Annotated in this window: 24 protein-coding genes; 9 read left to right on the plus strand and 15 right to left on the minus strand. The window is 60.1% G+C overall.

Annotated features, from left to right (window positions below; genetic code table 11):
• Nucleotides 1–96 precede the first annotated feature (96 nt).
• The 4 genes from sutA to glnK form a co-directional block, all read right to left on the minus strand.
• On the minus strand, nt 97–426 hold the full coding sequence (gene sutA, locus AACY52_RS17575; RefSeq protein WP_339415119.1) for a transcriptional regulator SutA: 330 nt from the start codon (nt 424–426) through the stop codon (nt 97–99).
• A gap of 104 nt (nt 427–530) precedes the next feature.
• Nucleotides 531–956, minus strand: coding sequence for a secondary thiamine-phosphate synthase enzyme YjbQ (locus AACY52_RS17580; protein ID WP_339415118.1), 426 nt, complete (start codon nt 954–956; stop codon nt 531–533).
• A 210-nt stretch (nt 957–1,166) separates the two neighbouring features.
• A complete protein-coding gene (locus AACY52_RS17585; RefSeq protein WP_049710955.1) occupies nt 1,167–2,504 on the minus strand; it encodes an ammonium transporter in 1,338 nt (445 codons plus the stop codon).
• Nucleotides 2,505–2,538: 34 nt separating this feature from the next.
• On the minus strand, nt 2,539–2,877 hold the full coding sequence (glnK, locus tag AACY52_RS17590; RefSeq protein WP_002555808.1) for a P-II family nitrogen regulator: 339 nt from the start codon (nt 2,875–2,877) through the stop codon (nt 2,539–2,541).
• 422 nt (nt 2,878–3,299) lie between these two features.
• Here glnK and AACY52_RS17595 point away from each other — a divergent pair, with 422 nt between their 5' ends.
• The 3 genes from AACY52_RS17595 to AACY52_RS17605 all read left to right on the plus strand — a co-directional run bounded on the left by AACY52_RS17595 (nt 3,300) and on the right by AACY52_RS17605 (nt 6,448).
• Nucleotides 3,300–3,560 (plus strand): accessory factor UbiK family protein, encoded by a 261-nt coding sequence (locus AACY52_RS17595; RefSeq protein WP_339415117.1) that lies wholly within the window; start codon nt 3,300–3,302, stop codon nt 3,558–3,560.
• Nucleotides 3,561–3,577: 17 nt separating this feature from the next.
• Nucleotides 3,578–4,858, plus strand: a complete 1,281-nt coding sequence (locus AACY52_RS17600; protein WP_339428304.1) for an MFS transporter — start codon at nt 3,578–3,580, stop codon at nt 4,856–4,858.
• Nucleotides 4,859–4,951: 93 nt separating this feature from the next.
• A complete protein-coding gene (locus AACY52_RS17605; RefSeq protein ID WP_339428303.1) occupies nt 4,952–6,448 on the plus strand; it encodes a YifB family Mg chelatase-like AAA ATPase in 1,497 nt (498 codons plus the stop codon).
• A 110-nt stretch (nt 6,449–6,558) separates the two neighbouring features.
• Here AACY52_RS17605 and AACY52_RS17610 read toward each other — a convergent pair whose 3' ends face one another.
• Nucleotides 6,559–8,535, minus strand: a complete 1,977-nt coding sequence (locus AACY52_RS17610; protein WP_339415107.1) for a methyl-accepting chemotaxis protein — start codon at nt 8,533–8,535, stop codon at nt 6,559–6,561.
• 177 nt (nt 8,536–8,712) lie between these two features.
• Nucleotides 8,713–9,633 carry a LysR substrate-binding domain-containing protein gene (locus tag AACY52_RS17615; RefSeq protein ID WP_339415106.1) on the minus strand — a complete coding sequence of 307 codons (921 nt, stop codon included), beginning with the start codon at nt 9,631–9,633 and terminating at the stop codon, nt 8,713–8,715.
• Nucleotides 9,634–9,769: 136 nt separating this feature from the next.
• Between AACY52_RS17615 and AACY52_RS17620 the strand changes: the two genes are divergently transcribed.
• A complete protein-coding gene (locus tag AACY52_RS17620; RefSeq protein ID WP_339415105.1) occupies nt 9,770–11,173 on the plus strand; it encodes a NorM family multidrug efflux MATE transporter in 1,404 nt (467 codons plus the stop codon).
• A 29-nt stretch (nt 11,174–11,202) separates the two neighbouring features.
• On the opposite strand, the gene AACY52_RS17625 is transcribed toward AACY52_RS17620, so the two are convergent.
• On the minus strand, nt 11,203–12,867 hold the full coding sequence (locus AACY52_RS17625) for a bifunctional diguanylate cyclase/phosphodiesterase (RefSeq protein WP_065875462.1): 1,665 nt from the start codon (nt 12,865–12,867) through the stop codon (nt 11,203–11,205).
• Between the two features lie 256 nt (nt 12,868–13,123).
• On the opposite strand from AACY52_RS17625, the gene rep reads away from it, so the two are divergent.
• On the plus strand, nt 13,124–15,133 hold the full coding sequence (gene rep, locus AACY52_RS17630; RefSeq protein ID WP_339428300.1) for a DNA helicase Rep: 2,010 nt from the start codon (nt 13,124–13,126) through the stop codon (nt 15,131–15,133).
• A gap of 58 nt (nt 15,134–15,191) precedes the next feature.
• Nucleotides 15,192–15,764, plus strand: coding sequence for a xanthine phosphoribosyltransferase (locus tag AACY52_RS17635; protein WP_003195447.1), 573 nt, complete (start codon nt 15,192–15,194; stop codon nt 15,762–15,764).
• Nucleotides 15,765–15,846: 82 nt separating this feature from the next.
• Here the strand turns inward: AACY52_RS17635 and AACY52_RS17640 are convergent, their stop codons facing one another.
• From AACY52_RS17640 to dadA, 6 genes are all read right to left on the minus strand, one after another.
• Nucleotides 15,847–17,769, minus strand: coding sequence for an acetyl-CoA hydrolase/transferase C-terminal domain-containing protein (locus AACY52_RS17640; protein ID WP_339428299.1), 1,923 nt, complete (start codon nt 17,767–17,769; stop codon nt 15,847–15,849).
• A 137-nt stretch (nt 17,770–17,906) separates the two neighbouring features.
• Nucleotides 17,907–18,317, minus strand: coding sequence for a c-type cytochrome (locus tag AACY52_RS17645; RefSeq protein WP_339415449.1), 411 nt, complete (start codon nt 18,315–18,317; stop codon nt 17,907–17,909).
• A gap of 182 nt (nt 18,318–18,499) precedes the next feature.
• Nucleotides 18,500–19,048, minus strand: coding sequence for a cupin domain-containing protein (locus AACY52_RS17650; protein ID WP_339415102.1), 549 nt, complete (start codon nt 19,046–19,048; stop codon nt 18,500–18,502).
• A gap of 116 nt (nt 19,049–19,164) precedes the next feature.
• Nucleotides 19,165–20,238, minus strand: coding sequence for an alanine racemase (gene alr / locus AACY52_RS17655; RefSeq protein ID WP_339415101.1), 1,074 nt, complete (start codon nt 20,236–20,238; stop codon nt 19,165–19,167).
• A gap of 78 nt (nt 20,239–20,316) precedes the next feature.
• Nucleotides 20,317–20,670: a RidA family protein gene (locus AACY52_RS17660; protein WP_339415100.1), complete on the minus strand. Its 354-nt coding sequence runs from the start codon at nt 20,668–20,670 to the stop codon at nt 20,317–20,319.
• A complete protein-coding gene (gene dadA / locus AACY52_RS17665) occupies nt 20,642–21,943 on the minus strand; it encodes a D-amino acid dehydrogenase (RefSeq protein WP_339560645.1) in 1,302 nt (433 codons plus the stop codon). Before dadA ends, AACY52_RS17660 begins: the two co-directional genes overlap by 29 nt.
• 156 nt (nt 21,944–22,099) lie before the next feature.
• Between dadA and AACY52_RS17670 the strand changes: the two genes are divergently transcribed.
• Complete coding sequence (locus tag AACY52_RS17670) at nt 22,100–22,588, plus strand: Lrp/AsnC ligand binding domain-containing protein (protein WP_003176896.1); 489 nt, start codon at nt 22,100–22,102, stop codon at nt 22,586–22,588.
• 43 nt (nt 22,589–22,631) lie between these two features.
• On the opposite strand, the gene AACY52_RS17675 is transcribed toward AACY52_RS17670, so the two are convergent.
• Nucleotides 22,632–22,985 (minus strand): YkgJ family cysteine cluster protein, encoded by a 354-nt coding sequence (locus AACY52_RS17675; RefSeq protein WP_314564404.1) that lies wholly within the window; start codon nt 22,983–22,985, stop codon nt 22,632–22,634.
• A 114-nt stretch (nt 22,986–23,099) separates the two neighbouring features.
• Here AACY52_RS17675 and AACY52_RS17680 point away from each other — a divergent pair, with 114 nt between their 5' ends.
• Nucleotides 23,100–24,392 (plus strand): FAD-binding oxidoreductase, encoded by a 1,293-nt coding sequence (locus AACY52_RS17680; protein ID WP_339438898.1) that lies wholly within the window; start codon nt 23,100–23,102, stop codon nt 24,390–24,392.
• A 1-nt stretch (nt 24,393) separates the two neighbouring features.
• Here AACY52_RS17680 and AACY52_RS17685 read toward each other — a convergent pair whose 3' ends face one another.
• Entirely contained in the window at nt 24,394–24,618 is a 225-nt protein-coding gene (locus tag AACY52_RS17685; protein ID WP_339415097.1) for a DUF1127 domain-containing protein, read from the minus strand.
• A 167-nt stretch (nt 24,619–24,785) separates the two neighbouring features.
• Between AACY52_RS17685 and AACY52_RS17690 the strand changes: the two genes are divergently transcribed.
• Nucleotides 24,786–26,210 (plus strand): PLP-dependent aminotransferase family protein, encoded by a 1,425-nt coding sequence (locus AACY52_RS17690; protein WP_339415096.1) that lies wholly within the window; start codon nt 24,786–24,788, stop codon nt 26,208–26,210.
• The last annotated feature ends 27 nt before the right edge of the window (nt 26,211–26,237 follow it).

The raw sequence follows: 26,237 nt of genomic DNA on the forward strand, positions 1-26,237 counted from the left end.
TGCTCTCACAGAGTATTACGGCAGGCCGCGAATTTATTCCACCCATGAAAAAACCCGCAGCGACGGCGGGCTTTTCACGCAAGCATGCAATTGACCCTAGATAGGCCGGCTGCCGTACTTGTTATCAGGCTTCTTCGGCGGGTCTGCCACCACGTTAGCCTCGACTTCGACCACTTTGCCGCCTTTAGCGAGGAATTCTTCCATCGCACGGGCCAGGGCATCGCGCTCTTTGTTCTTGGCTTCAACGCTTGGCAATTCATCTACCGACACAGCTGCCTTGGCTTTGCCCTTGGCTGCTTTGACAGGTGCGTCATCGCCACCGTCATCACCTTCGTCAGCAACGTCTTCGACTGCCGCTTCAAGACCTTCCTCGGTCTCGTCGTCACCTACTTCGAGTTCGTCGTTTTCCAGATCATCGTCGCTCATGTTCTACCTCATGACTTGCGAAAAGCAGATTAGTTATAGCCCAGCTTCACCCTCTGTCGACGGCTGCCGGAAAAAAAATCAACATCCACCGGATAACCAGTGGCTTACGCCCCATCACCGTGCAAGGTGGCGAGGACTTTACGAGCACCGCCATGATCACGGTGCTCGCCCAGATAAACACCTTGCCAGGTCCCTATCGCCAAGCGGCCGGCCTGCACCGGCAAACTCAGCTGGCAGCCCAGCAGACTGGCCTTGAAATGCGCCGGCAGATCATCCGGACCTTCGTCGTTGTGTTCGAACCCTGCACGCCCTTGCGGCACCAGCGAGTTGAAAAAACGTTCGAAGTCACGGCGAACCGCCGGGTCGGCATTCTCGTTGATGGTCAACGAGGCCGAGGTGTGCTGCAGCCACAAATGCAACAAGCCCACGCGACAGGCCTTCAATCCAGGCAAGCCGGCCAGCAACTCATCGGTCACCAGGTGAAAGCCCCGGGGCTTGGGCCGCAGAGTAATCAAGGTCTGTTGCCACATACAGTTCTCCGCCTATCGGCGCGCATTCTAGCGTGCTCTGGGAAAAAACAAAGTGCCGAATACGCCTACATGCCTGTAAGACATTGGCACGCTGAAAAGCGCCTTGTGTATCCCATCACAAACGCTGCGTAAAAACCGGTACAGCTTGGTATGACTGACAAACTCCAGGCAAAAAAATGCCCGGCAAGCCGGGCATCTTTTTTCGCGTAATTACAAGTTGTAACCGCGCTCGTTGTGTTGCGCCAGGTCGAGGCCGACAGCCTCTTCCTCTTCGGTCACCCGCAAGCCCATGACCATGTCCAGCACCTTGAGGATGATGTAGGTCACGATAGCTGTGTAGATCACGGTGAAACCTACACCTTTGCACTGGATCCAGACCTGTGCAGCCACGTCAGTCACGGTGCCGAAGCCGCCCAGTGCCGGGGCTGCAAACACACCGGTGAGGATCGCACCGACGATACCGCCGATACCGTGCACGCCGAACGCGTCCAAGGAGTCGTCGTAGCCCAGCTTGCGCTTGAGGCTGGTGGCGCAGAAGAAGCAGATCACACCGGCGACTAGACCGATCACCAGGGCACCCATCGGGCCGACAGTGCCGGCAGCTGGGGTGACTGCAACCAAGCCAGCCACTACACCCGAGGCGATACCCAGTGCGCTTGGCTTGCCGTGGGTGATCCACTCAGCGAACATCCAGCCCAGCGCCGCAGCAGCGGTAGCGATCTGGGTAACCAGCATCGCCATGCCGGCGGTGCCGTTGGCGGCAGCAGCGGAACCGGCGTTGAAGCCGAACCAGCCCACCCACAGCATGGCCGCGCCGATCAGGGTGTAACCCAGGTTGTGCGGTGCCATTGGGGTGGTCGGGAAGCCTTTGCGCTTGCCGAGCACGATGCACGCCACCAGACCCGCCACACCGGCGTTGATGTGCACCACGGTGCCGCCAGCGAAGTCCAGCACGCCCCAGTCCCACAACAGCCCACCGTTACCGCTCCAGACCATGTGCGCGATTGGCGCATAGACCAGGGTGAACCAGATAGCCATGAAGATCAGCATCGCGGAGAACTTCATGCGCTCGGCGAAGGCACCGACGATCAGCGCCGGGGTGATGATGGCGAACGTCATCTGGAAGGTGATGAACACGGCTTCCGGAAACAGTGCCGCAGGCCCGGTGATGCTGGCCGGGGTAACGCCCGCCAGGAACGCCTTGCCCATGCCGCCGAAGAAGGAGTTGAAGTTGACGACGCCCTGCTCCATCCCGGTCGTATCAAACGCGATGCTGTAGCCGTAGACGACCCACAGGATGCTGATCAGGCCGGTGATGGCAAAGCACTGCATCATCACGGAAAGAATGTTTTTGGAGCGCACCATACCGCCGTAGAACAGCGCCAGGCCTGGAATGGTCATGAACAGCACCAGCGCGGTGGACGTAAGCATCCACGCGGTGTCACCGGAATTGAGGACTGGAGCCGCCACTTCGTCTGCCGCCATGGCCAGGCTTGGCATTACGATGGACAACAGGGCTCCGAGCCCTGCGAATTTACGCAGAGTCATATTGTTTTCTCCTGGGGCGTTGGGGTTTGGCGGCTTAGATTGCGTCGGTATCGGTTTCGCCGGTACGGATGCGAATAGCCTGTTCCAGATTGACCACGAAGATCTTGCCGTCACCGATCTTGCCGGTGTTGGCAGCCTTGGTTATCGCCTCGATAACCCGGTCAAGATCCTTGTCGTCAATGGCGACATCAATCTTCACCTTTGGCAGGAAATCGACCACGTATTCCGCGCCGCGATACAGCTCGGTGTGACCCTTCTGCCGACCGAAGCCTTTGACCTCAGTAACGGTAATGCCCTGCACGCCGATCTCGGACAACGACTCGCGCACATCGTCCAACTTGAACGGCTTGATGATGGCAGTGACTAGCTTCATGAAAACTCTCTCCCGAATTGGTGGACTTGCCCCAGGAAAACAAACCCGTCTCAAGTCTAAGCGCAGTGCCTGGCTTTGTAACGCGTCGTCGCCTCGGCATTTGCCTTTGCGACGCCAGCGAACCACTGGTGACGAAACCTGTACCCCTGATCCGTCGGCGCACTGCATTCGTCACAGCGACTGCATCAGTGCATGGGTCATGATCGTCTAAGCAGAAACCTTGCCAGCTCCGTAAAAATGACTGAAATCAGTCCTTTGCCCACTTATGTCCACCTGCTGGGCCTAATGGCGGCGGCAATGCGCACAAAAACAGTGCGCCAGCGCCCAGCCCCCTGCGCGAAAAGCGTGCGTGCGCCGCCATGAAAAAGACTATAGACGCTGCGTGATACACTGGCGGCCAACAGTTTTCCGGAATATTTCCCATGCTCGCGCCCAAAGACCTCCTCGACGCCCTGAGCGGCCACGCCTCCCGCTTGTTCAACGGAGATACCCCGCTGCCTCGCAATGAGATCGAAAGCCAATTCAAGGCATTGCTGCAAAGCGGCTTCAGCAAACTTGATCTGGTCAGCCGGGAAGAGTTCGATAGCCAGATGGTGGTGCTTGCCCGCACGCGTGCGCGATTGGAGAGCCTGGAGGCTAAAGTCGCGGAGTTGGAAGCACGGTTGACGCCAGCGGGCGAATAACCGGCATCAAACCCTCCATGTGGGGCTTACCCGCCCTTGACCGGCGCCTGCTGAAAATACAATTCAGCTTTTTGCTGGTCGTGCTCGGTGGACGCTGCAACCAGCTTGCTGTGGCGTGGTGGGCCTTGCAGGAAATCGGCTCCGCCCTCGCCTTCGCCAACATGATCGCCTGTTCAATCGCGGCGGAAGTGCTCGCCCGGCCACTGCTGGGATGGCTGGGTGACAAGTACAACAAGATTCTGATCCTCAAGCTGGCCTCCCTGACAAGCGTGCTGACCGCGCTGCTGATGGTTGTGCTGTCCGCTACGCAGTTGTTCAACCCGTGGAGCGTCGGCGCCCTGATGCTGATCGGCAGTGCCGTCGCCGGCGTGAGGGACCCGCTGCAATCGTCGATTATTCCGTTGTTCGCGGGCGCCGATCAGGTCTCGCTCGCCGTTCGCACCAAAAGCATGCTGTCGTCCATTGCCAACTTGCTTGGCCCCGTCATCGCCAGCGCGCTGATTTTCGGTTTTGGAACCCTGCTGACTTTTACCGTCGACTGTTTTGCGATGCTGGGAGCGGCACTGTTGGTTGCAACGGTCCCAAGCCAGCTCGGCGCCAGTGCTCCGGATGAACAAGCGCCAACCTCCAACGGCTTCAGAATGATTTATTCGGGATTTAAGGCGGTCTATGGTGTGAAGGTCGAGTTCTACCTTGCGCTCGTGGCGATGCTCGTCAATTTTGCCCTGTTTCCGTTCTTTACCATCCTGCTACCGTTGTATGTGAAGACGGTTATCCAGTACCCGGTGACCTACCTCGGCCTGCTGGATGCGTGCTTTGGCCTGGGCATTTTGGCGGGCAGTTACAAGATCGTCGGCTGGTTGACCGAGCGGGTGCCGCGTGACTTGTGTGTCGCTGCGGGGTTTGCACTGTTGGGAGGCAATCTGTGGGTGGCAGGCACGCTCTCGTCGATATTCGAGGTACCGCTGGCGTTTTTCTGCGGCGGGGTAGGCCTGATGCTGATCAACATTCCTACCTCTGCCGTCAGGTTGCTGGCGACACCCAAGCAGCATCGCAATCGGATCTTTGCCACCGTGTCCTTCCTCTCCGCAGCCGCCAGCCCGCTGGGCAGTTTTGCCATGAACGGCCTGATCGCTCACCTCGGTGTCGCACTGACCATCACGTCACTGGGTGCGATGGTGCTGTGGTTGTCGCTACTTGTGTTCCTGATTCCCGACTTCCGCACATTCATGCGCTCCCCCGACACACAACTCAGCGATGCTTACCTGGATAAATATCCCGACGCCTTTGCGCGTTGATACGTCCTGTAAAAGTCTGATCCCTTACCCCCTGCCATCCCTCGTCTACCCTTGAAAAACCGCAGGAAGCGGCCTCCCATTCAAGGAACGAGCATGTCCCTCGCGATCGTCCACAGCCGCGCCCAGATTGGCGTCGAAGCCCCCGCCGTCACCGTTGAAGTGCATATGGCCAATGGTTTGCCGTCCCTGACGCTGGTGGGCCTGCCGGAAACGGCGGTCAAGGAAAGCAAGGACCGCGTGCGCAGCGCTATCCTCAACTCCGCCCTGCAATACCCGGCCCGGCGCATCACCCTCAACCTCGCGCCCGCCGACCTGCCCAAGGACGGCGGGCGTTTTGATCTGGCGATTGCCCTGGGCATCCTGGCAGCCAGTGTGCAGGTGCCGGCGTTGATGCTCGATGACGTGGAATGCCTGGGGGAGTTGGCGCTGTCCGGGGAAGTACGCGCCGTGAAAGGCGTGTTACCGGCGGCGCTGGCGGCGCGCAAGGCCGGGCGTACCGTGATAGTGCCCAGGGCGAATGCCGAAGAGGCGTGCCTGGCGTCGGGGTTGAAAGTGATCGCAGTGGACCACTTGCTTCAGGTGGTCGCGCACCTGAATGGGCATCAGCCGATTGAGCCGTACAAATCCGATGGCTTGCTGTACTTGAATAAACCCTATCCCGACCTGAGTGAAGTACAAGGCCAATTGGCGGCCAAGCGGGCGTTACTGATAGCGGCGGCGGGGGCGCATAACTTGTTGTTCAGCGGCCCGCCTGGTACCGGTAAAACGTTGCTCGCCAGTCGTCTGCCTGGATTGTTGCCACCCTTGAGTGAGCAGGAAGCCTTGGAGGTTGCAGCGATTCAGTCCGTGGTCAGCCTGGCCCCGCTGAGTCATTGGCCGCATCGGCCGTTTCGCCAGCCACATCACTCGGCCTCAGGCCCGGCGCTGGTGGGCGGCGGATCAAAACCGCAACCTGGGGAGATCACCCTGGCCCATCATGGTGTGTTGTTCCTAGATGAGTTGCCGGAGTTTGACCGTAAGGTGTTGGAGGTGCTGCGAGAGCCGTTGGAATCGGGACATATCGTCATCTCCCGCGCGCGCGACCGCGTGAGTTTTCCAGCTCGTTTTCAGTTGGTGGCGGCAATGAACCCGTGCCCTTGCGGTTATATGGGGGAGCCCAGCGGGCGTTGTCGCTGCACGCCGGAGCAGATCCAGCGTTACCGCAACAAACTCTCCGGGCCATTGCTGGACCGGATCGACTTGCACCTGACGGTGGCACGGGAAACGACTGCGCTGAACCCAATCCGCCAAGCTGGCGACACAACTGCTCATGCATCGGCGCTGGTCGCCCAGGCCCGAGAGCATCAGCAAAAACGCCAGGGGTGTGCCAACGCGTTTCTTGATTTGCCGGGGCTACGCAAGCATTGCAAGCTGACCAAGGTCGATGAGGGCTGGCTGGAGAACGCTTGCGAGCGTCTGACGCTGTCGCTGCGTGCAGCTCATCGATTGTTGAAGGTGGCCCGCACCTTGGCAGATCTGGAGCAAGCGGTCGCCATTTCGCGCGATCACCTTAAAGAGGCCCTGCAATACCGGCCGGCAGCGATCACCTGAGCCGTGCACATAATCAAACAGGGGAGCTGCCTGCCTTCGACACCCATAGATATTCAAGGTTGAACGTGCCTAGCAGGCAAGCCCAGGTCCCACAATTGATCTGCGGAGTTTCAGCGGAACCGATCCACCTCATGCCGCAAACCCGCCGCCAGCGTCTCCAGTTCCTTGGCGGTAACTGCCAGGTTCGACACCACTTCACGCTGCTCACTGTTGGCCAGCGCAATGCTCTGCAGGTTGCTGCTAAGCAAGGTCGCGGTGCTGCTCTGTTCCTGGGTGGCGGTGGTGATTGCAGCGAACTGCTCACCGGCCGAACGGCTTTGTTCGTCGATACGCGCCAGGGCTGAAGCCACGTCGGCGTTACGCGACAGACCTTCCTGCATCAGTACGTTACCGTCTTCCATGGTGCTGATGGCATTGCCGGTTTCTTGCTGGATACTCTGGATCATCCCAGAGATCTCGTCCGTAGCCTCTCGGGTGCGCGACGCCAAGTTGCGTACTTCATCGGCGACAACGGCAAAACCACGGCCTTGCTCACCGGCCCGTGCGGCCTCGATAGCCGCGTTGAGTGCCAGCAGGTTGGTCTGATCGGCGATCGACGTAATCACCCCGACGATCCCCCCAATTTCCTGGGAGCGCTGGCCCAGGGTGTTGATCACCGTGGCCGTGCTGTTGAGGGCCGTGGCGATGTGTTCCAGGGACGACGACGCCTCTTGCATCGAGTTACGGCCGATGCGGGTCTGCTGAGCGTTTTCCTGGGCCAGGCGCTCTGTGGCGCCCATGTTGTCGGCGATGTTCAGCGAGGTGGCGCTGAACTCTTCTACCGCGCCGGCCATGCTGGTGATCTCGCCGGACTGCTGCTCCATGCCTTCATAGGCACCGCCGGACAAACCGGACAACGCCTGGGCACGGCTGTTGACCTCTCCGGCGGCGTTGCGGATATGCGAGACCATGGTCGACAGCGCTTCACCCATCTGGTTGAAACTGCGCGCTAGCTGGCCGATTTCATCATGGCTGGACACATTCAGGCGTGCGCTCAAATCACCCGCGCCCAAGGCTTCGGCCTGGCGCACCAGGTCGCCCAGTGGCGCCAGTTTGCTGCGAAGCAGCCAGACGGTTGCGCCCACTGCCAGCAGCATCGCCAGCACGCTGCCAATCACTAGGCGGATGCCGACTTCCCACGTCACCGAGCGAATCTCGGCTTTGGGCATGCTCGCAACCACGGCCCACGGCCCGCCTTCGAAGGGCACCGATACGCTGTAGAAGTCTTCGTTTTTGTCAGCCCAAAAGCGGCCGACACTTGGCGTCTTAGCCAGGTCCAACATGACGGGCACTGCTTGATCCAGCGCCTGCACGCCAGCCGGCGGCACCAGCCAGCGCTTCTGCTCATCCAGCAAGGCCAGGGAACCGGTCTCACCGATACGGAAGCGTTTGAGGTTCTCGAACTGCACGTTCTGGGCGTCGGTATAGTCAAAGCCGATGAACAGCACCGCGATGACTTTGCCGCTGGCGTCGCGCACCGGGCTGTATTGAGTCATGTAGGAGCGATCGAACAACACCGCTCGGCCGATGTAGGTTTGCCCACTGAACACACGCGAATAGGCCGGCGCATTGCGGTCAAGCACAGTGCCAATGGCGCGATTGCCATCCTGCTTGGCCAGCGAGGTGCTGACACGGATGAAGTCGTCGCCGCTGCGCACAAATACCGTGGCCACACCACCGGACATCTGCTTGAACTTGTCCACTTCGTCGAAGTTGTTGTTCAGTAGATCGCTGCCCAAGTACAAGCTTGGCGTCTGTACACCAGCGACCGCGACGGGTTGATCGGGCCGTACGCTCAAGCCGGCACTGAAACGCTTCTCGAACAGCCCGGTCAGGCGCTCGGTGCTCTCACGCAGCGTGCTGTGGAACGTGTTGAGTTGGTCGGCGAGCAACCGCGCTTCACTGGCCAAGTGTTCCTCGCGGGTATGGAGGTTGGCTGAGTCGAGGGAACGCAGGGCAAAGACAGTGCTGCCACCAATGGCGACAGCCAGAATCAAGGCTAAAGCGATACCTAACTGTGAGGCTATGCGGGCGCGAGGTTGAGACATGAAGGCTCCTGGCCGAGGCCAGGATCATCCTGATCTCATAGCGCTGCTTGGCAAATTATCGGGTGGGGAACGCTGTGCACGAACGTTCAAACACACCTTACTTCGGCAGGTCGAGACAATACTTGAGCGATCTACAGGGGTATCGCGCAAACGATTGCACGAACGGTTTGCCATCCCTCAATCGAGGCATTCGACCCGGGGCAATTCCATCGCCTTGACTTCCGCCTGCAGAAACTCCGCCAAGCGCCGCAAACGCTCGCCACCGGGACGGGTTTTCGGCCACACCAGGTAGTAATTTTCGCCACTGGCCACGGCGGTTGGCCAGGGCAAGCTCAGCCGCCCTTGGGCCACATCTTCGGCCACCATCAGCAAGTCGCCCATCGACACACCATAACCCCGTGCGGCGGCGATCATGCCCAGCTCGAGGGTATCGAATACCTGGCCGCCCTTGAGCGACACTTCGGATGACAACCTCATGCGCTCCAACCAGTAACGCCAGTCACGACGATCTGGCGTCGGATGCAGCAGCTCGGCGGTTGCCAGCCGTGCCACATCCCAAGGGCCGTCGTTCAGCAGGTTGGGGGCGCCGACCGGTATCAGCATTTCGGGAAACAGGTAACACGCCTCCCAATCTGCCGGGAAGTGGCCGTTACTCAGCAGTACCGCGCAATCGAACGGCTCCTGATTGAAATCCACTTCGTCGATGTTCATCCAAGCACTGGTCAATTGCACTTCGTTGCCCGGCTGCAATGCGCGGAAGCGACTGAGCCGCGCCAACAGCCAACGCATGGTCAGGGTCGACGGTGCCTTCATGCGCAGGATGTCATCTTCGGCGTTCAGGGTATGGCAGGCCCGTTCCAGCGCGGCGAAACCTTCACGGACACCGGGCAATAGCAGGCGCGCGGCTTCGGTGAGTTGCAAGGTGCGCCCACTGCGCTGGAACAGGCGGCAGGCGAAATGCTCTTCCAGCGTGCGGATATGTCTGCTCACTGCACTTTGCGTAATCGAAAGCTCCTCTGCCGCGCGGGTAAAGGAGTTGTGCCGTGACGCGGCTTCAAATGCGCGCAAGGCATAAAGCGGAGGAAGACGACGCGACATAGGGAAGCTCCTACAAGGCAATGCCGCACCCTACCATGAGTATTAGTCATGCTAACGATCGCATTTATCCCTTTGTGCAACGGCCGGAGAGCGCCGAGAATCAACCCTTCCCCACCCCTCTGACTTTTCGAGCGTGATGATCATGCAGCATCCGGCGCGTAGCGAACTCTGGGCCATTCTGCGGCTATCGGGGCCGTTGATTGCCTCACAGTTGGCGCACATGCTGATGGTGCTGACCGACACCCTGATGATGGCCCGTCTCAGCCCCGAAGCGCTGGCCGGTGGCGGCCTGGGTGCGGCGAGCTATTCGTTCGTGTCGATTTTCTGCATCGGCGTGATCGCCGCCGTGGGTACGCTGGTGGCTATTCGCCACGGCGCGGGCGATATCGAAGGCGCCACTCGGCTGACCCAGGCCGGGCTATGGCTGGCTTGGCTGATGGCTTTGGCGGCCGGCCTGTTGCTGTGGAACCTCAAACCGCTGCTGCTGTTGTTTGGCCAGACCGAAACCAATGTGCACTCGGCCGGGCAATTCCTGACGATTTTGCCGTTCGCCCTACCCGGCTTCCTGAGTTTCATGGCCCTGCGCGGCTTCACCAGCGCGATAGGCAAGGCGACGCCGGTAATGGTGATCAGCCTCGGCGGCGCGGTGGCCAACTACCTGCTCAACCATGCACTGATCGAAGGCATGTTCGGCCTGCCGAAGCTCGGCCTCGTGGGCATCGGGCTGGTCACGGCCATCGTCGCCAACGGGATGGCACTGGCGTTGATGTGGTACATCCACCAAAACCGCACCTATGCCGCCTATCCGCTGAGCAACGGCCTGCTGCGCCTCAACACTCAATATCTGCGCGAGCTGTGGCGTCTGGGCCTGCCGATTGGGGGCACCTACGCGGTGGAAGTCGGTTTGTTTGCCTTTGCGGCACTGTGCATGGGCACCATGGGCAGCACACAGTTGGCGGCGCATCAGATCGCGCTGCAGATCGTCTCGGTGGCGTTCATGGTGCCGGCGGGGATGTCCTACGCGGTCACCATGCGCATCGGCCAGCATTACGGCGCCGGTCAGTTGTTGCAGGCGCGTATGGCCGGTCGCGTCGGGATCAGCTTTGGTGCTGCCGTGATGCTGGGATTTGCGCTGGTGTTCTGGCTATTCTCCGACCCGCTGATCGGGCTGTTCCTCGACCATAACGACCCGGCGTTTCACGACGTGATCGTGCTGGCCGTCAGCCTGTTGGCCGTCGCGGCCTGGTTCGAGTTGTTCGATGGCGTACAAACCATCGCCATGGGCTGTATTCGCGGGTTGAAAGATGCCAAGACCACCTTCCTGGTCGGCCTCGGCTGCTACTGGCTGATCGGTGCGCCTTCGGCCTGGCTGATGGCCTTCACCCTGGGCTGGGGGCCGACCGGCGTGTGGTGGGGTTTGGCGCTGGGCCTGGCGTGTGCGGCGGTCAGCCTGACATGGGCGTTTGAAGTGAAGATGAAGCGGATGATTCGGCGGGAGCCGGAGGTTCGCGCTGAATTTCAGGCGATGCAGCCGGACTAGAAATCCCACATTTGGATTGGGTTTACAGCTCAACCCAGCAAAGCCTGCTGTCCTTTGCCAAACGTCAGGTAATCCACTAACTCCGGTAATGGCAGTGGCTTGCTGATCAGGTAACCCTGCGCCTGGTCACACCCAAACAGCCGCAACAACGCTAGCTGCTCAGGCGTTTCCACCCCCTCGGCAACCACTTCCAGGTTGAGGTTGTGGGCCAGGTTGATCATGGCGTGCACCAATTTGCGGTTTTCTTCACGCTCTTCCATCCCACCGACAAAGCTCTTGTCGATCTTCAACAAGGCAATCGGCAGGCTGTTGAGGTGCACGAACGACGAGAAACCGGTGCCGAAATCGTCCAGGGAAAACCGCACGCCAAGGCGACCCAGCGCATCCATGGTCTGCTTGACCAGGTCACTGCGACGCATCACGGCCGTTTCGGTCAGTTCGAACTCCAACCATTGCGCTTCCACACCACGCTCGGAAATCAGCCGGCTGAGGGTCGAAAGCAACTGGCTGTCCTGAAACTGGCGAAACGACAGATTGACCGCCATGTGCAGCGGCGGCAGGCCGCGTTCACGCAGGTCCTGCATGTCGCGCAGGGCTCGGGAAATCACCCAGTAGCCCAGCGGCACGATCAAGCCGCTTTGCTCGGCCAACGGCACGAATTCACTCGGCGGCAACAGGCCCCGCTCGCCATGACGCCAGCGCACCAGGGCTTCCAGGCCGACGATGTGCCCGTCGTCCAGGTCCAGGCGCGGCTGGTAATGCAGCTCCAGTTCATCACGACGCAAGGCGCGGCGCAGCTCGCTTTCCAGGTCGGCCAGGCTGCGCGCGTTGCGGTTGATGCGTTCGTTGAAGATATGAAAGGTGCAGCCCTGGGTGCTCTTGGCTTGCTGCATGGCGATATGGGCGTGCCACATCAGCGGGTCGGCACCGGCGCGAGCCCGAGCATGCGCCACACCCAGGCTGCAACCGATCAGTAAGCTTTCGCCATCCACCCAGTAGGGTTCGGCCATGACTTCAGTAATGCGCTCGGCCATCCACTCGGCACGCTGGGGTGCACGGCGGGTGTCGATCAGCAGGGCGAATTCGTCGCTGCCCAGACGCGCCAATTGGTCTCCGACCTCAAGCTGGCTCTTGAGCCGTGAGACCACTTGCAGGATCAGCCGGTCGCCAGCCTGGTGCCCGAGGGCATCGTTGGCGTGCCGGAAGTTGTCGAGGTCCAGGTGACCGAGGGCCAGGCCGCGCCCCTCATTCTCGGCCAGCCGCGCCGCCAGCAGGGTCTGGAAGCCCTGGCGGTTGGCAATGCCGGTGAGCGGGTCCTGTTCGGCCAGGCGCTGCAAGGTATTTTCCAGCAGCCCGCGCTCGCGAACGTGGCGCAGGCAGCGGCGCAGTGTATCGGCGTCCAATACATCACTGACCAGCCAATCGCTGACGCCAAGGGGCGATACCAGGGGCTCTTGCTCCAGCAGCAACACGCACGGCAGGCTGCAACGGCCAGGGCCGGGTTGCAGGCTGGGCGTGGTCAATAGCACGGCGCTGTGGTCGTCATCGAACAAACGACTCACGGACTCCCAGTTTGGCGCGCTGATCAGCACAGCCCCATCGCCCATCGGCGCCAGGCACTCGCGCAATAACGCTGCCCACGCGGGCTCATCGGCCAGCAGCAGCAAACGCAAGGGTTCGACAGGCGTAGACAAGCTAGCTCCCTAGACTCTGCAATATTTCGTTGGCGGCGGGCATTATGACGTGCGCCCTTAGAATCACCAATGATAGGGGGTATCAAACACTCAAAATGTAAACAATAGTCTCAAACAACCCCCACATCCTGCGGCAAAGTATCAAAACCGGCAAATTTAGATCGAGTGGTACGTCACACTGTCGTTCTGACAGGGCAGAATCCTGCCAGCCTGTTAAAATGCCCGCCCTTTTGAACAACGACTTCCTGAATTCCGTATGTCCCGACTCAATCCCCGGCAGCAAGAAGCCGTGAACTACGTCGGCGGCCCTCTATTGGTGCTCGCCGGCGCAGGCTCCGGCAAGACGAGCGTGATCACCCGCAAGATCGCGCACCTGATCCAGCAGTGCGGCATCCGCGCCCAGTACATCGTCGCCATGACGTTTACCAACAAGGCCGCGCGGGAAATGAAAGAACGTGTCGGCACCCTGCTCAAGGGTGGCGAAGGCCGCGGGCTCACCGTGTGTACGTTCCACAACCTGGGGCTGAACATTATCCGCAAGGAGCATGCACGTCTGGGCTACAAGCCAGGTTTCTCTATTTTCGATGAGACCGACGTGAAGTCGCTGATGACCGACATCATGCAAAAGGAATACGCAGGCGACGACGGCGTGGATGAGATCAAGAACATGATCGGCGCCTGGAAAAACGACCTGATCCTGCCCGCCCAGGCCCTGGAAAACGCACGCAACCCCAAGGAACAGACTGCCGCGATCGTCTACACCCACTACCAGCGCACGCTCAAAGCGTTCAACGCGGTGGACTTCGATGATCTGATCCTGCAGCCGGTCAAGCTGTTCGAGGAACACGCCGACGTCCTCGAAAAATGGCAGAACAAGGTGCGCTACCTGCTGGTGGACGAATACCAGGACACCAACGCCAGCCAGTATCTGCTGGTGAAGATGCTGATCGGCAAGCGCAACCAGTTCACCGTGGTCGGCGACGATGACCAGTCGATCTACGCCTGGCGTGGCGCCCGCCCGGAAAACCTGATGCTGCTCAAGGACGACTACCCGTCCCTGAAAGTGGTGATGCTGGAGCAGAATTACCGCTCCACCAGCCGCATCCTGCGCTGTGCCAACGTGCTGATCTCGAACAACCCCCACGAGTTTGAAAAACAACTGTGGAGCGAGATGGGCCACGGCGACGAAATCCGCGTGATCCGCTGCCGCAACGAAGACGCCGAAGCCGAGCGCGTGGCCGTCGAGTTACTGACCTTACACCTGCGCACCGACCGCCCCTACAGCGACTTCGCGATCCTGTATCGCGGCAACTACCAGGCCAAGCTGATCGAGCTGAAGCTGCAGCACCACCAGATTCCGTACCGACTGTCGGGCGGCAATAGCTTTTTCGGACGTCAGGAAGTGAAAGACCTGATGGCCTACTTCCGCCTGATCGTGAACCCGGACGACGACAACGCGTTCCTGCGCGTGATCAACGTGCCGCGCCGGGAGATCGGCTCGACGACCCTGGAAAAACTCGGCAACTACGCCACGGAACGCAAAATCTCGATGTACGCCGCTACCGACGAAATCGGCTTGGGCGAACACCTGGACACGCGCTTCACCGACCGCCTGTCGCGCTTCAAGCGCTTCATGGACAAGGTGCGCGAGCAATGCGCCGGCGAAGATCCGATCAGCGCCCTGCGCAGCATGGTCATGGACATTGACTATGAAAACTGGCTGCGCACCAACAGTTCCAGCGACAAGGCCGCGGATTACCGCATGGGCAACGTCTGGTTCCTGATTGAAGCGTTGAAGAACACCCTGGAAAAAGACGAAGACGGCGAGATGACCGTCGAGGATGCCATCGGCAAGCTGGTGCTGCGCGACATGCTCGAGCGCCAGCAAGAAGAGGAAGACGGCGCCGAAGGTGTGCAGATGATGACCTTGCACGCGTCCAAGGGCCTCGAATTCCCCTACGTGTTCATCATGGGCATGGAAGAGGAAATCCTCCCGCACCGTTCCAGCATCGAAGCCGACACCATCGAAGAAGAGCGCCGCTTGGCCTACGTGGGCATTACCCGCGCGCGTCAGACCCTGGCCTTCACCTTTGCAGCCAAGCGCAAGCAGTACGGCGAAATCATCGATTGCGCGCCCAGCCGGTTCCTGGATGAACTGCCGCCGGACGACTTGGCCTGGGAAGGCAATGACGACACCCCGACCGAGGTGAAGGCCGTTCGCGGCAACACCGCCCTGGCGGATATACGCGCGATGTTAAAGCGCTAGAATCGACTACTTTTTAATCTACTTTCGGCGCGCACCGCGCCATTAGAGGAAGCTTTCCGTGGAAGCACTGCACAAGAAAATTCGCGAAGAAGGCATCGTGCTTTCCGATCAGGTACTCAAGGTCGACGCCTTTTTGAACCACCAGATCGACCCGGCACTGATGAAACTGATCGGCGATGAATTCGCCGCGCTGTTCAAGGATTCGGGCATCACCAAGATTGTCACCATCGAAGCCTCTGGCATCGCCCCGGCGATCATGACCGGTCTGAACCTGGGTGTACCGGTGATCTTCGCGCGCAAGCAGCAATCGTTGACCCTGACGGAAAACCTGCTGTCGGCGACGGTGTACTCGTTCACCAAGAAAACCGAAAGCACCGTAGCCATCTCGCCACGTCACCTGACCAGCAGCGACCGCGTGCTGGTGATCGATGACTTTTTGGCCAATGGGAAAGCGTCCCAGGCGCTGATTTCGATCATCAAGCAGGCGGGCGCGACCGTTGCCGGCTTGGGGATTGTGATCGAGAAGTCGTTCCAGGGTGGCCGCGCGGAGCTGGATGCGCAGGGTTATCGGGTGGAGTCGCTGGCGCGTGTGAAATCGCTGGCCGGTGGCGTGGTCACCTTCATCGAATAATTTGCGACACCGCAAATCCCAGGTGAATACAGATCAAAATGTGCGGGGTTGCTCGCTCCCACATTTTGATCTGTGTTGGCTGTTAGTGCGCGGTGGCCTGCAGGCCGGCGAGTAGCAGGCGCTGGTATAAGTCCTCTTTCAGTCCCTCCGGCTTATCCAACCGCATCCGCTTCAAATGCTCCGGATACGCCTCCGGTTCAGGCGCATCCAACGCCGCCTTGCCTAACTCCAGCATCTCCGTCAGCTTGAATTTGCTCTTGAGCCAGTTCAGCGCCCGCAACAAATCCCGTTCCTCATCGGTGAAATCACTGCCCAGTGGATATTCCGGAAACAACCGACGATGGCGCGCTTGAATCGCCTGTAGCCGCTCGGGCGTGTTATCGGCAAAGCGCGGATCCAGCTGGAAATCCTTGGGCAACTTGCCGGCTTTTTGCGCCTGTTCGATCAAATCGTCCTGGAAGCGTGAGTCAGTAATGTTAAGCAATGCCTCGATAACCTGGGCATCCGTCTGCCCACGCAAATCGGCAATCCCATACTCGGTGATGACAATATCCCGCAGGTGCCGGGGAATCGTGCAATGCCCATAGCCCCAAACGATATTGGAGCTGACCTCCCCCGCCGACTCGCGCCAGCTGCGCAGGATCAGGATCGAACGCGCGCCTTCCAGTGCATGGCCCTGGGCCACGAAATTGTACTGCCCGCCCACACCGCTGAGCACGCGACCGTCTTCCAACTGGTCGGCTACACCCGCGCCAAGCAACGTGACGATAATCGCACTGTTGATAAACCGCGCATCCCGGCGTTGCAGGCGCTTGAGCTCTTCCTGGCCGTACAGCCCGTTGATGTAGCTGATGCGGGTCATGTTGAATTCAAGGCGCTTGGCGTGGGTCATTTCCTGCAGGCGCTGATAGAAACTGCGCGGGCCAAGGAAGAAACCACCGTGGATCGAGATGCCATCAGGCTGCGCCGCATCGTCGAGCGTGCCGGCGTTGGCCTGCGCCTGGGTCGCCACATCCGGGTAAACCTTACGGCGGATAATCCCCGCGTCCGCCAGTACCAGCAGGCCGTTGACGAACATCTCGCTGCAACCATACAGGCCACGGGCGAACGGATCGACACCCCCTTCCCGGCTGATCAAAGGCGCCCATTGATACACATCGATGTCGGTCAGCAGCAGCCGGTAGGCCTCGTTGTCGGCTTGGCGCGCCAGCAACGCGGCGGTCAGCGCATCGCCCATCGAGCCGATACCGATCTGCAAGGTGCCGCCATCGCGCACCAGGGTGCTGGCATGCAGACCGATAAAGTGATCCTGGAAACCCACCGGCATATTCGGCGTGGAGAACAGCGTGGTGCTGTCTTTTTCATCAATCAGGTAGTCGAAGGCGTCCATGCCCAACTCGGAATCGCCGGGCATGTAGGGCAAATCGCTATGGACTTGGCCAACGATCAGCACGGTTTCCCCCGCATCACGTCGCTTGGCGATCATCGGCAGCAGGTCGAGGGTGATGTCGGGGTTGCAGCTCAGGCTCAGGCGATCAGGATGTTCGGCGCTGCTCGCAACCAATTGCGCCACCAGGTTCAGGCCGGCGGCATTAATGTCGCGGGCAGCGTGACTGTAGTTGCTGCTGACGTAGTCCTGCTGCGCCGATTCGCTGTGGAGCAAGCTGCCGGGCTGCATGAAGAACTGCTGCACGTGGATATTTTTTGGAAGGCTGTCTTTATGCAGGTCAGCGAGGAAATCCAGCTCGGGGTAATCGCCAAACACTCGCTCGATAAAGGGTTCGAGAAAGCGCTTCTGCAAACCATCGCCCATCGTCGGACGGCCAAGACTTAGGGCGGTATAGATCGTCAGCGCCCGATCCGGCAATTTAGCGATGCGCCGGTACAGCGCGTTAGCAAACAGGTTGGGCTTGCCCAGGCCAAGCGGCATGCCCATGTGGATATGCGCCGGCAAGCGCGCCAGTACGTCATCAACTGCTTGCTCGATTGAACACAACTGCACCATCCGACCCTCCTGAACATTCCGTGATTAGGGGTTGGACAGAGAGTGGCGGGTCTTTGCTGCAAAGAACAGTGGTGAAACACTAATTGCGGGCACAAAAAAGCCGCCCGTAAGCGGCTTTTTTGGCGAAGATCGGCTGATTAGAGGCCGGACATCTTCTTGATGGCGCCTTTAAGGTCATCATCCGAGCAATCAGCGCAAGTACCCTTAGGTGGCATGGCATTGATACCGGTGATCGCCTTGGCCAGAATGCCGTCGAGGCCGCCCTGTTGGTCGGCTCGCTCTTTCCAGGCGGCGGTATCACCGATTTTTGGCGCACCCAGCAGGCCGGTGCTGTGACAGGCGTTGCAGTGTTTGGCGATGATTTCGTCGGGGGTTTTCGCCCCACCGCCACCCGCTGCCACGGCGACCTCCATCCCCTTGCATTCCTGACCCTGAACACACACCTGGCCGACAGGCTCCAGGCGCTTGGCAATGTCATCATTGGTCGCAGCTTGAGCGCTGACAGCCCATAGGGCCAGTACGGTTGCTGGTGCGGCCAGCATTTTCATAATTAGGTTCACGCGTTCACCCTCAATGGTGGCTATTCACGCCTGCGGCCACGGTTTCGCAGGCGGCGAAAGTATAACGGTTAGCCCGCCTGGCCGAAACAACCCTATTAAACAAAGGGAGATTCGGCTTCACGGAATACTGCTACGGGAACCTCTGCAATGCTGGCAGGGCGCCTCTATTCTTAAAAGTTCGCGGGTGTGGCTGCGCTGATTAGTCGCGCCGGCACGTCGAACGGGTTGCGAAAACGATGGGGCTTGGTGCTTTCAAAGTAGTAGCTATCGCCAGCTTCGAGCACAAAAGTTTCAAAACCGACCACCAACTCCAAGCGACCCTCCACCAGGATCCCGGTTTCTTCACCTTCGTGGGTGAGCATTTCTTCGCCCGTGTCGGCGCCCGGCGGGTAGATTTCGTTCAGAAACGCAATCGCCCGTGTCGGGTGCGCCCGACCTACCAGTTTCATGGTGACGGCGCCGTCAGAGATGTCGATCAGCTCATTGGCTTTATAGACGATCTGCGTCGGTACTTCCTGGAGGATCTCCTCGGAAAAGAACTCGACCATGGACATGGGGATGCCGCCCAGCACCTTGCGCAAGGAGCTGATCGAGGGGCTGACGCTGTTTTTTTCGATCATCGAAATGGTGCTGTTGGTGACACCCGCGCGCTTGGCGAGCTCACGCTGGGAAAGACCCTTCAGTTTACGGATGGATTGCAGTCGTTCGCCGACGTCCAATGCAGGTGCCTCCTAGGGTTCAGGCTTTGTTGTAATTGAGCGTTATCATGGCGACAGCGTTCAGTATTTACAACACTTGGGCCTAAATCCCAGGCGGTTGCACGCGTATCTGGCGATCAAGCGCCGGAATAGAGCCTTGGCACGCGGCGCAGGTTGCAGAACAGCTGATAGGGAATGGTCTCGGCGGCGACCGCAATGTCACTGGCGAGGATATTTTTGCCCCACAGCTCTACCGTTGACCCAAGCCCGGCCTGCGGCACGTCAGTCAGGTCGATGCACAGCATGTCCATGGAAACACGCCCTAATAACTGACTGCGTTGCCCGGCCACCATTACCGGCGTACCGGTCGGCGCGTGACGCGGGTAGCCATCCGCATAACCCATGGCAACCACACCAATGCGCATCGGCTTGGGCGTGATGAACTTCGCGCCGTAGCCCACCGGCTCACCGGCCGGCAACTCCCGCACACAGATCACCTTGGATTCCAGCGTCATCACCGGCTGCAAACGCGCCGCCACAGCCTGGTCTTCACCAAACGGCGTGGCGCCGTAAAGCATGATGCCGGGGCGAACCCAGTCGCTGGACACAGTTGGCCAGCCCATGACCGACGGCGAGTTACGTAGGCTGACCTCGGCCGACAAGCCCTGGCGCGCCGCTTCAAACACCGCAACTTGTTCATCACTGCGCACGCAGTCAAGTTCATCGGCGCGCGCAAAGTGGCTCATCAGTACGATTTTGGCCACTTTGCCACTGGCCAGCAGACGCTGATAAGCCTCGTGATAATCCTTGGGGTGCAGGCCAACGCGGTGCATGCCGGAGTCGAGCTTGAGCCAGATGGTCAGTGGTTTGCTCAGCCTGGCTTGTTCGATAGCTTCCAGTTGCCACAGCGAATGCACCACGCACCAGAAATCATGCTCGATGATCAGCGGCAGCTCGTCGGCTTCGAAAAAGCCTTCCAGCAGCAGCACTGGCGCACGAATCCCGGCGGCGCGCAGTTCCAATGCTTCCTCGATGCACGCCACGGCAAATCCATCAGCCTCGGCTCCCAACGCCTGTGCCACGCGCACGGCACCATGGCCGTAGGCATCGGCCTTGATCACGGCAAGGGCCTTGGCCCCCGTGACTTCACGGGCCAGTTGGTAATTGTGAAGCAGGGCTTGGAGGTCGATCAGGGCACGGGCTGGACGCATGGCGGCAGGCTTCTAGGCGGCAGAGTAAAGAAAAACCGGCACCGACAGACAGCATCGGCACCGGGAGAGGGATCTTGCTTAAGGCAGCGCCACCACTACGGACAGCTCCACTAGGATTTGCGGTTCACACAGCTTGGCTTCAACCGTGGCACGGGCCGGGGCAACGCCCTTGGGCAGCCACTTATCCCACACCGCGTTCATGCCGGCGAAATCGGCGTCAATGTCTTTCAGGTAGATCGTCACCGACAGCAATTTGGTCTTGTCGGTGCCGGCCAGTTCCAGCAGACGCTCGATATTGGCCAGGGTTTCACGGGTCTGCTGTTCAATCCCGGCGCTCATGTCGTCGCCGACTTGCCCGGCCAGATACACGGTACCGTTGTGGACAACGATCTGGCTCATGCGCTCATTGGTGAGCTGGCGCTGGATTGACATGTCGTGCGGACTCCTGGTGGTTGCCATAACGGGAAATATCGAGGCCTTCGGCGCTGATTTGCGGGGTTTTCTTGGCCATCAGGTCAGCCAGCAAGCGGCCGGAGCCACACGCCATGGTCCAACCGAGCGTGCCGTGGCCGGTATTCAGGAACAGGTTCTTGAACGGGGTGGCACCGACAATCGGCGTGCCGTCGGGCGTGGTCGGGCGCAGGCCGGTCCAAAACGAAGCGTGGGTCAAATCGCCGCCCTGAGGATAAAGGTCGTTGACGATCATCTCCAGGGTTTCTCGCCGACGCGGGTTAAGCGACAGGTCAAAACCGGCGATTTCAGCCATGCCGCCGACGCGGATGCGGTTGTCGAAACGGGTAATCGCGACCTTGTAGGTCTCGTCGAGAATGGTCGAATTCGGCGCCATCGCCGGGTTGGTGATCGGCACGGTCAGCGAGTAACCCTTGAGCGGGTAGACCGGCGCCTTGATCCCCAGCGGCTTGAGCAATGTCGGCGAGTAGCTGCCGAGGGCCAGTACGTAGCGGTCGGCGGTTTCCAGCTTGCCGTCGATCCATACACCATTGATGCGGTCGCCGGCGTAATCGAGACGCTGGATATTCTGTTCAAAGCGGAATTCCACACCCAACTGCGTGCACATATCGGCCAGGCGCGTGGCGAACATTTGGCAGTCGCCGGTTTGGTCGTTCGGCAGGCGCAAGGCTCCGGCGAGGATATCCGTGACGCTGGCCAGGGCCGGCTCAACACGGGCGATGCCGGCGCGGTCGAGCAGTTCGAACGGCACGCCGGACTCTTTCAACACGGCGATGTCTTTAGCGGCACCGTCAAGTTGTGCCTGGGTGCGGAACAGTTGGGTAGTACCGAGGCTGCGGCCTTCGTAGGCAATGCCGGTTTCAACGCGCAGTTCGTCGAGGCAGTCGCGGCTGTATTCGGACAGGCGGACCATGCGCTCCTTGTTCACCGCATAACGGCTGGCGGTGCAGTTGCGCAGCATCTGTGCCATCCACAGGTATTGGTCGATATCGGCGGTGGCCTTGATCGCCAGCGGCGCGTGGCGTTGCAGCAGCCACTTGATGGCCTTGAGCGGCACGCCCGGCGCGGCCCATGGCGATGCATAGCCTGGGGACACCTGGCCGGCGTTGGCGAAACTGGTCTCCATGGCGGCGGCAGGTTGGCGGTCAACCACCACGACGTCAAAGCCGGCCCGCGCCAAATAGTAGGCACTGGTCACACCAATCACGCCGCTACCCAAGACCAGAACGCGCATTTTTATATCCTCATCGCGGGCATGGCCGCTGACGTGTGTTATTCGAGCAATGATGAGCGCAGTGTAAAAAACAATTGCCAGTGCATTTCACTATATAACTGCCTATATTTGGCGACAATTCTCGGCAAAAACCCTTTTCACAGAGGCGTATCCCCTATGCGTACCAACACCCAGACCAAGCGGGAGCTGGACAAGATCGACCGCAACATCCTGCGCATCCTGCAAACCGACGGGCGTATTTCGTTCACGGAATTGGGGGAAAAGGTCGGGCTGTCGACCACGCCATGTACCGAGCGAGTGCGCCGGCTGGAGCGTGAAGGGATCATCATGGGCTACAACGCGCGGCTCAATCCCCAGCACTTGAAGGGCAGTCTGCTGGTATTTGTCGAGATCAGCCTCGATTACAAATCTGGCGACACCTTCGAGGAGTTCCGCCGCGCCGTGCTGAAACTGCCGCATGTGCTGGAGTGCCATTTGGTGTCTGGAGACTTCGACTATCTGGTGAAGGCGCGGATCTCCGAGATGGCGTCGTACCGCAAACTGCTCGGCGATATCCTCCTCAAACTGCCCCATGTGCGGGAGTCCAAGAGCTATATCGTGATGGAAGAAGTGAAGGAGAGCCTGAATCTGCCTATCCCGGACTGACTCACTGACACGAATCAGCCCACATTTGGACCGAGCCCAGCCGTTAAACCAGCACCTGCCGGGTACTCGCCATGTATTCGTGGATCTGCTTTTCCACCCGCGGGTGAATCAGCTCCACCGGCCGCCGCCCGTTAGGGCACGGCAACGTCTTGGTGGTGCCGAACAGCCGACAGATCAACGGCCGCTCGTCGTACACCGTGCAACCATCGGGCCCCAGGTGTACGCAGTTCAGCTCATCCATGGCCGCGTCCTGCTCTGCAGCAGTCTTGCGCGGCAGGCGCGACATTTCCTCGGGCGAAGTGGTCACCGGCCCACAGCAATCGTGGCAACCGGGGACGCACTCGAACGAAGGTATCTGCCGACGCAGCGCGCTGATTTTCTGACTGTTGCAACTCATCGAAACATTTACCGAACGGCGAATAAGTGTGGATTCTGCCGTAAAACGCTCTGCGCAGACAGCTTCGTCCGACCGCTGTATCCTGCGTCAAATTTTCCAAACAGGGATGCTCCCATGACCGCCAGCGCCCGGCACACCGCCTCTTACTACGCCGCCAGCAGCGTGCCGCAAACGGATTACCCCATGTTGGCAGGCGAAGTCACTGCCGATGTGTGCGTGGTCGGCGGCGGTTTTTCCGGGCTGAACACGGCTCTGGAGCTGGCCGAGCGCGGGTTCAGCGTAGTGCTGTTGGAGGCGCGCAAGATCGCCTGGGGCGCCAGCGGACGTAACGGTGGCCAGTTGATTCGTGGCGTCGGCCATGGCCTGGACCAGTTCGCCAATGTGATCGGCACCGATGGTGTGCGCCAAATGAAGCTGATGGGCCTGGAAGCCGTGGAGATCGTGCGTGAGCGCGTCGAACGTTTTCAGATCCCCTGCGACCTCACCTGGGGTTACTGCGACCTCGCCAACAAACCCCGAGACCTCAAAGGCCTGGCCGAAGACGCCGAAGAACTGCGCAGCCTCGGCTATCGCCATGAGGTGCGCCTGCTGCAAGCAGACCAGATGAACAGCGTAATCGGCTCCGAGCGCTACGTGGGCGGCATGATCGACATGGGCTCGGGCCACTTGCATCCGCTCAACCTGGCCCTCGGCGAAGCCGCCGCCGCGCAGCAATTGGGCGTGAAGCTGTTCGAGCACTCCCAGGTCACGCGCATCGACTACGGCCCCGACCTCAACGTGCACACCGCCCAGGGCAACGTGCGCGCCAAGACCTTGGTGCTGGCGTGCAACGCCTACCTCAATGGCCTCAACCCGCACCTGAGCGGCAAGGTGTTGCCCGCCGGCAGCTACATCATCGCCAGCGAGCCGTTAAGCGAAGCGCAGGCCAGCAAATTGCTGCCTCGGAATATGGCGGTGTGTGACCAAAGGGTAACGGTGGATTACTTCCGACTGTCCGCCGACCGTCGCCTGTTGTTCGGCGGTGCCTGCCATTATTCCGGCCGTGATCCCCAGGACATCGGTGCCTATATGCGCCCGAAAATGTTGCAGGTATTCCCGCAGTTGGCCGATGTGAAAATCGACTACCAATGGGGCGGCATGATCGGCATCGGCGCCAACCGCCTGCCGCAGATCGGCCGTCTCGCGGAGCAGCCCAACGTGTATTACGCCCAGGCCTACGCCGGCCATGGGCTCAACGCCACACACCTGGCGGGCAAGCTGCTCGCTGAAGCCATCAGCGGCCAGCAACAGGGCCGCTTCGATCTGTTTGCCCAGGTGCCGCACATGACTTTCCCTGGCGGCAAGCGCCTGCGCTCGCCGCTGCTGGCGCTTGGGATGCTCTGGCACCGCTTCAAAGAGCTGGTGTGAATCAGCTGCGCCAGAAAGGTTTCAACCCTTCCTGGCGCGCCTGTTCGGCAGTCAGCCCGACGTCGCGCAGTTGCTCACGGGTCAAGTGCAGCAACGCCTTGCGCGTTTGACGGCGTTGCCAGAACAGGCTCCAGCCGCTGACGTTGCGCGGCGCCGTTGCCCGCTCCTGCCCGGCCTCCAGTTCCTGACTGTGTAACGCCAGCCGCACATCGCTCATACCGTTCATTTTGCTGCCCCTCATTCGCGTTGTTGCCTTGAGCGACAAGCATGAGTGCGTAGCACAAACCAATACAGATTCAACCATCCTTTATTAAATCAATACAGATACTGCCCATTAGCGGCTGAATCCTGTATTTTCGCCTCATCTGTACTGGTTCCGTAGGAGCGACCGCCATGACCCTTTATGTGAACCTCGCCGAATTATTGGGCACGCGCATCGAACAAGGCTTCTATCGCCCCGGTGATCGCTTGCCTTCTGTACGGGCCTTGAGTGTGGAACACGGGGTCAGCCTGAGCACCGTGCAGCAGGCGTATCGGTTACTGGAAGACAACGGCCTCGCTATGCCCAAGCCGAAATCAGGCTATTTTGTACCCGTCGGCCGCGAGCTGCCGGCCTTGCCGGAGATTGGTCGACCGGCCCAACGACCGGTAGAGATATCCCAGTGGGACCAGGTACTGGAGCTGATTCGCGCGGTGCCGCGCAAAGATGTCATACAGATGGGGCGCGGCATGCCAGATGTGCTCTCCCCGACCTTGAAACCTTTGCTGCGCAGCCTCGCCCGCGTGAGCCGCCGCCAGGACCTGCCCGGCCTGTATTACGACAACATCCTCGGCTGTATGGAGCTGCGCGAGCAAATTGCGCGACTGTCATTGGATTCTGGCTGCCAGCTGACCGCCGAGGACATCGTGATCACCACCGGTTGCCATGAGGCGCTGTCCGCCAGCATCCACGCCATTTGCGAGCCTGGCGATATCGTCGCAGTGGATTCGCCGAGCTTTCACGGCGCCATGCAGACCCTCAAGGGCCTGGGCATGAAAGCCTTGGAAATCCCTACTGACCCGATCACCGGCATCAGCCTCGAAGCACTGGAGTTGGCGCTGGAACAGTGGCCGATCAAGGTCATCCAGCTGACCCCCAACTGCAACAACCCCCTGGGTTACATCATGCCGGAGGCGCGCAAGCGTGCACTACTCACCCTGGCCCAGCGCTTTGACGTGGCAATCATTGAAGACGATGTGTACGGCGAATTGGCCTATAGCTACCCGCGCCCGCGCACCATCAAGTCCTTCGACGAAGACGGCCGTGTACTGCTGTGCAGCTCGTTCTCGAAAACCCTGGCGCCTGGTTTGCGCATTGGTTGGGTGGCTCCCGGTCGATACTTGGAGCGCGTGCTGCACATGAAATACATCAGCACGGGTTCCACGGCGACACAACCGCAGATCGCCATTGCCGAATTCCTGAAAAGCGGGCACTTCGAGCCGCATTTGCGGCGGATGCGCACCCAATACCAGCGTAATCGCGATTTGATACTCGACTGGGTCAGCCGCTATTTTCCGACAGGCACGCGCGCCAGCCGGCCCCAGGGCAGCTTCATGCTATGGGTCGAGCTACCGGAGGGTTTTGATACCTTGAAGCTCAACCGCGTGCTGATGGAGCAAGGCGTCCAGATTGCCGTAGGCAGCATTTTTTCTGCATCGGGCAAGTACCGGAACTGCCTGCGCATGAACTACGCTGCCAAACCTACGCCGCAGATTGAAGAAGCGGTGCGCAAGGTGGGGGCTGCCGCGAGCAAAATGCTGGCCGAGGCGGCCGACTGACCTTTCTCAGGAAATTGCCGTCATATG

The sequence above is a fragment of the Pseudomonas sp. EA_65y_Pfl1_P113 genome, assembly GCF_963970525.1.
In the GTDB taxonomy this organism is placed as follows: Bacteria; Pseudomonadota; Gammaproteobacteria; order Pseudomonadales; family Pseudomonadaceae; genus Aquipseudomonas; species Aquipseudomonas tritici.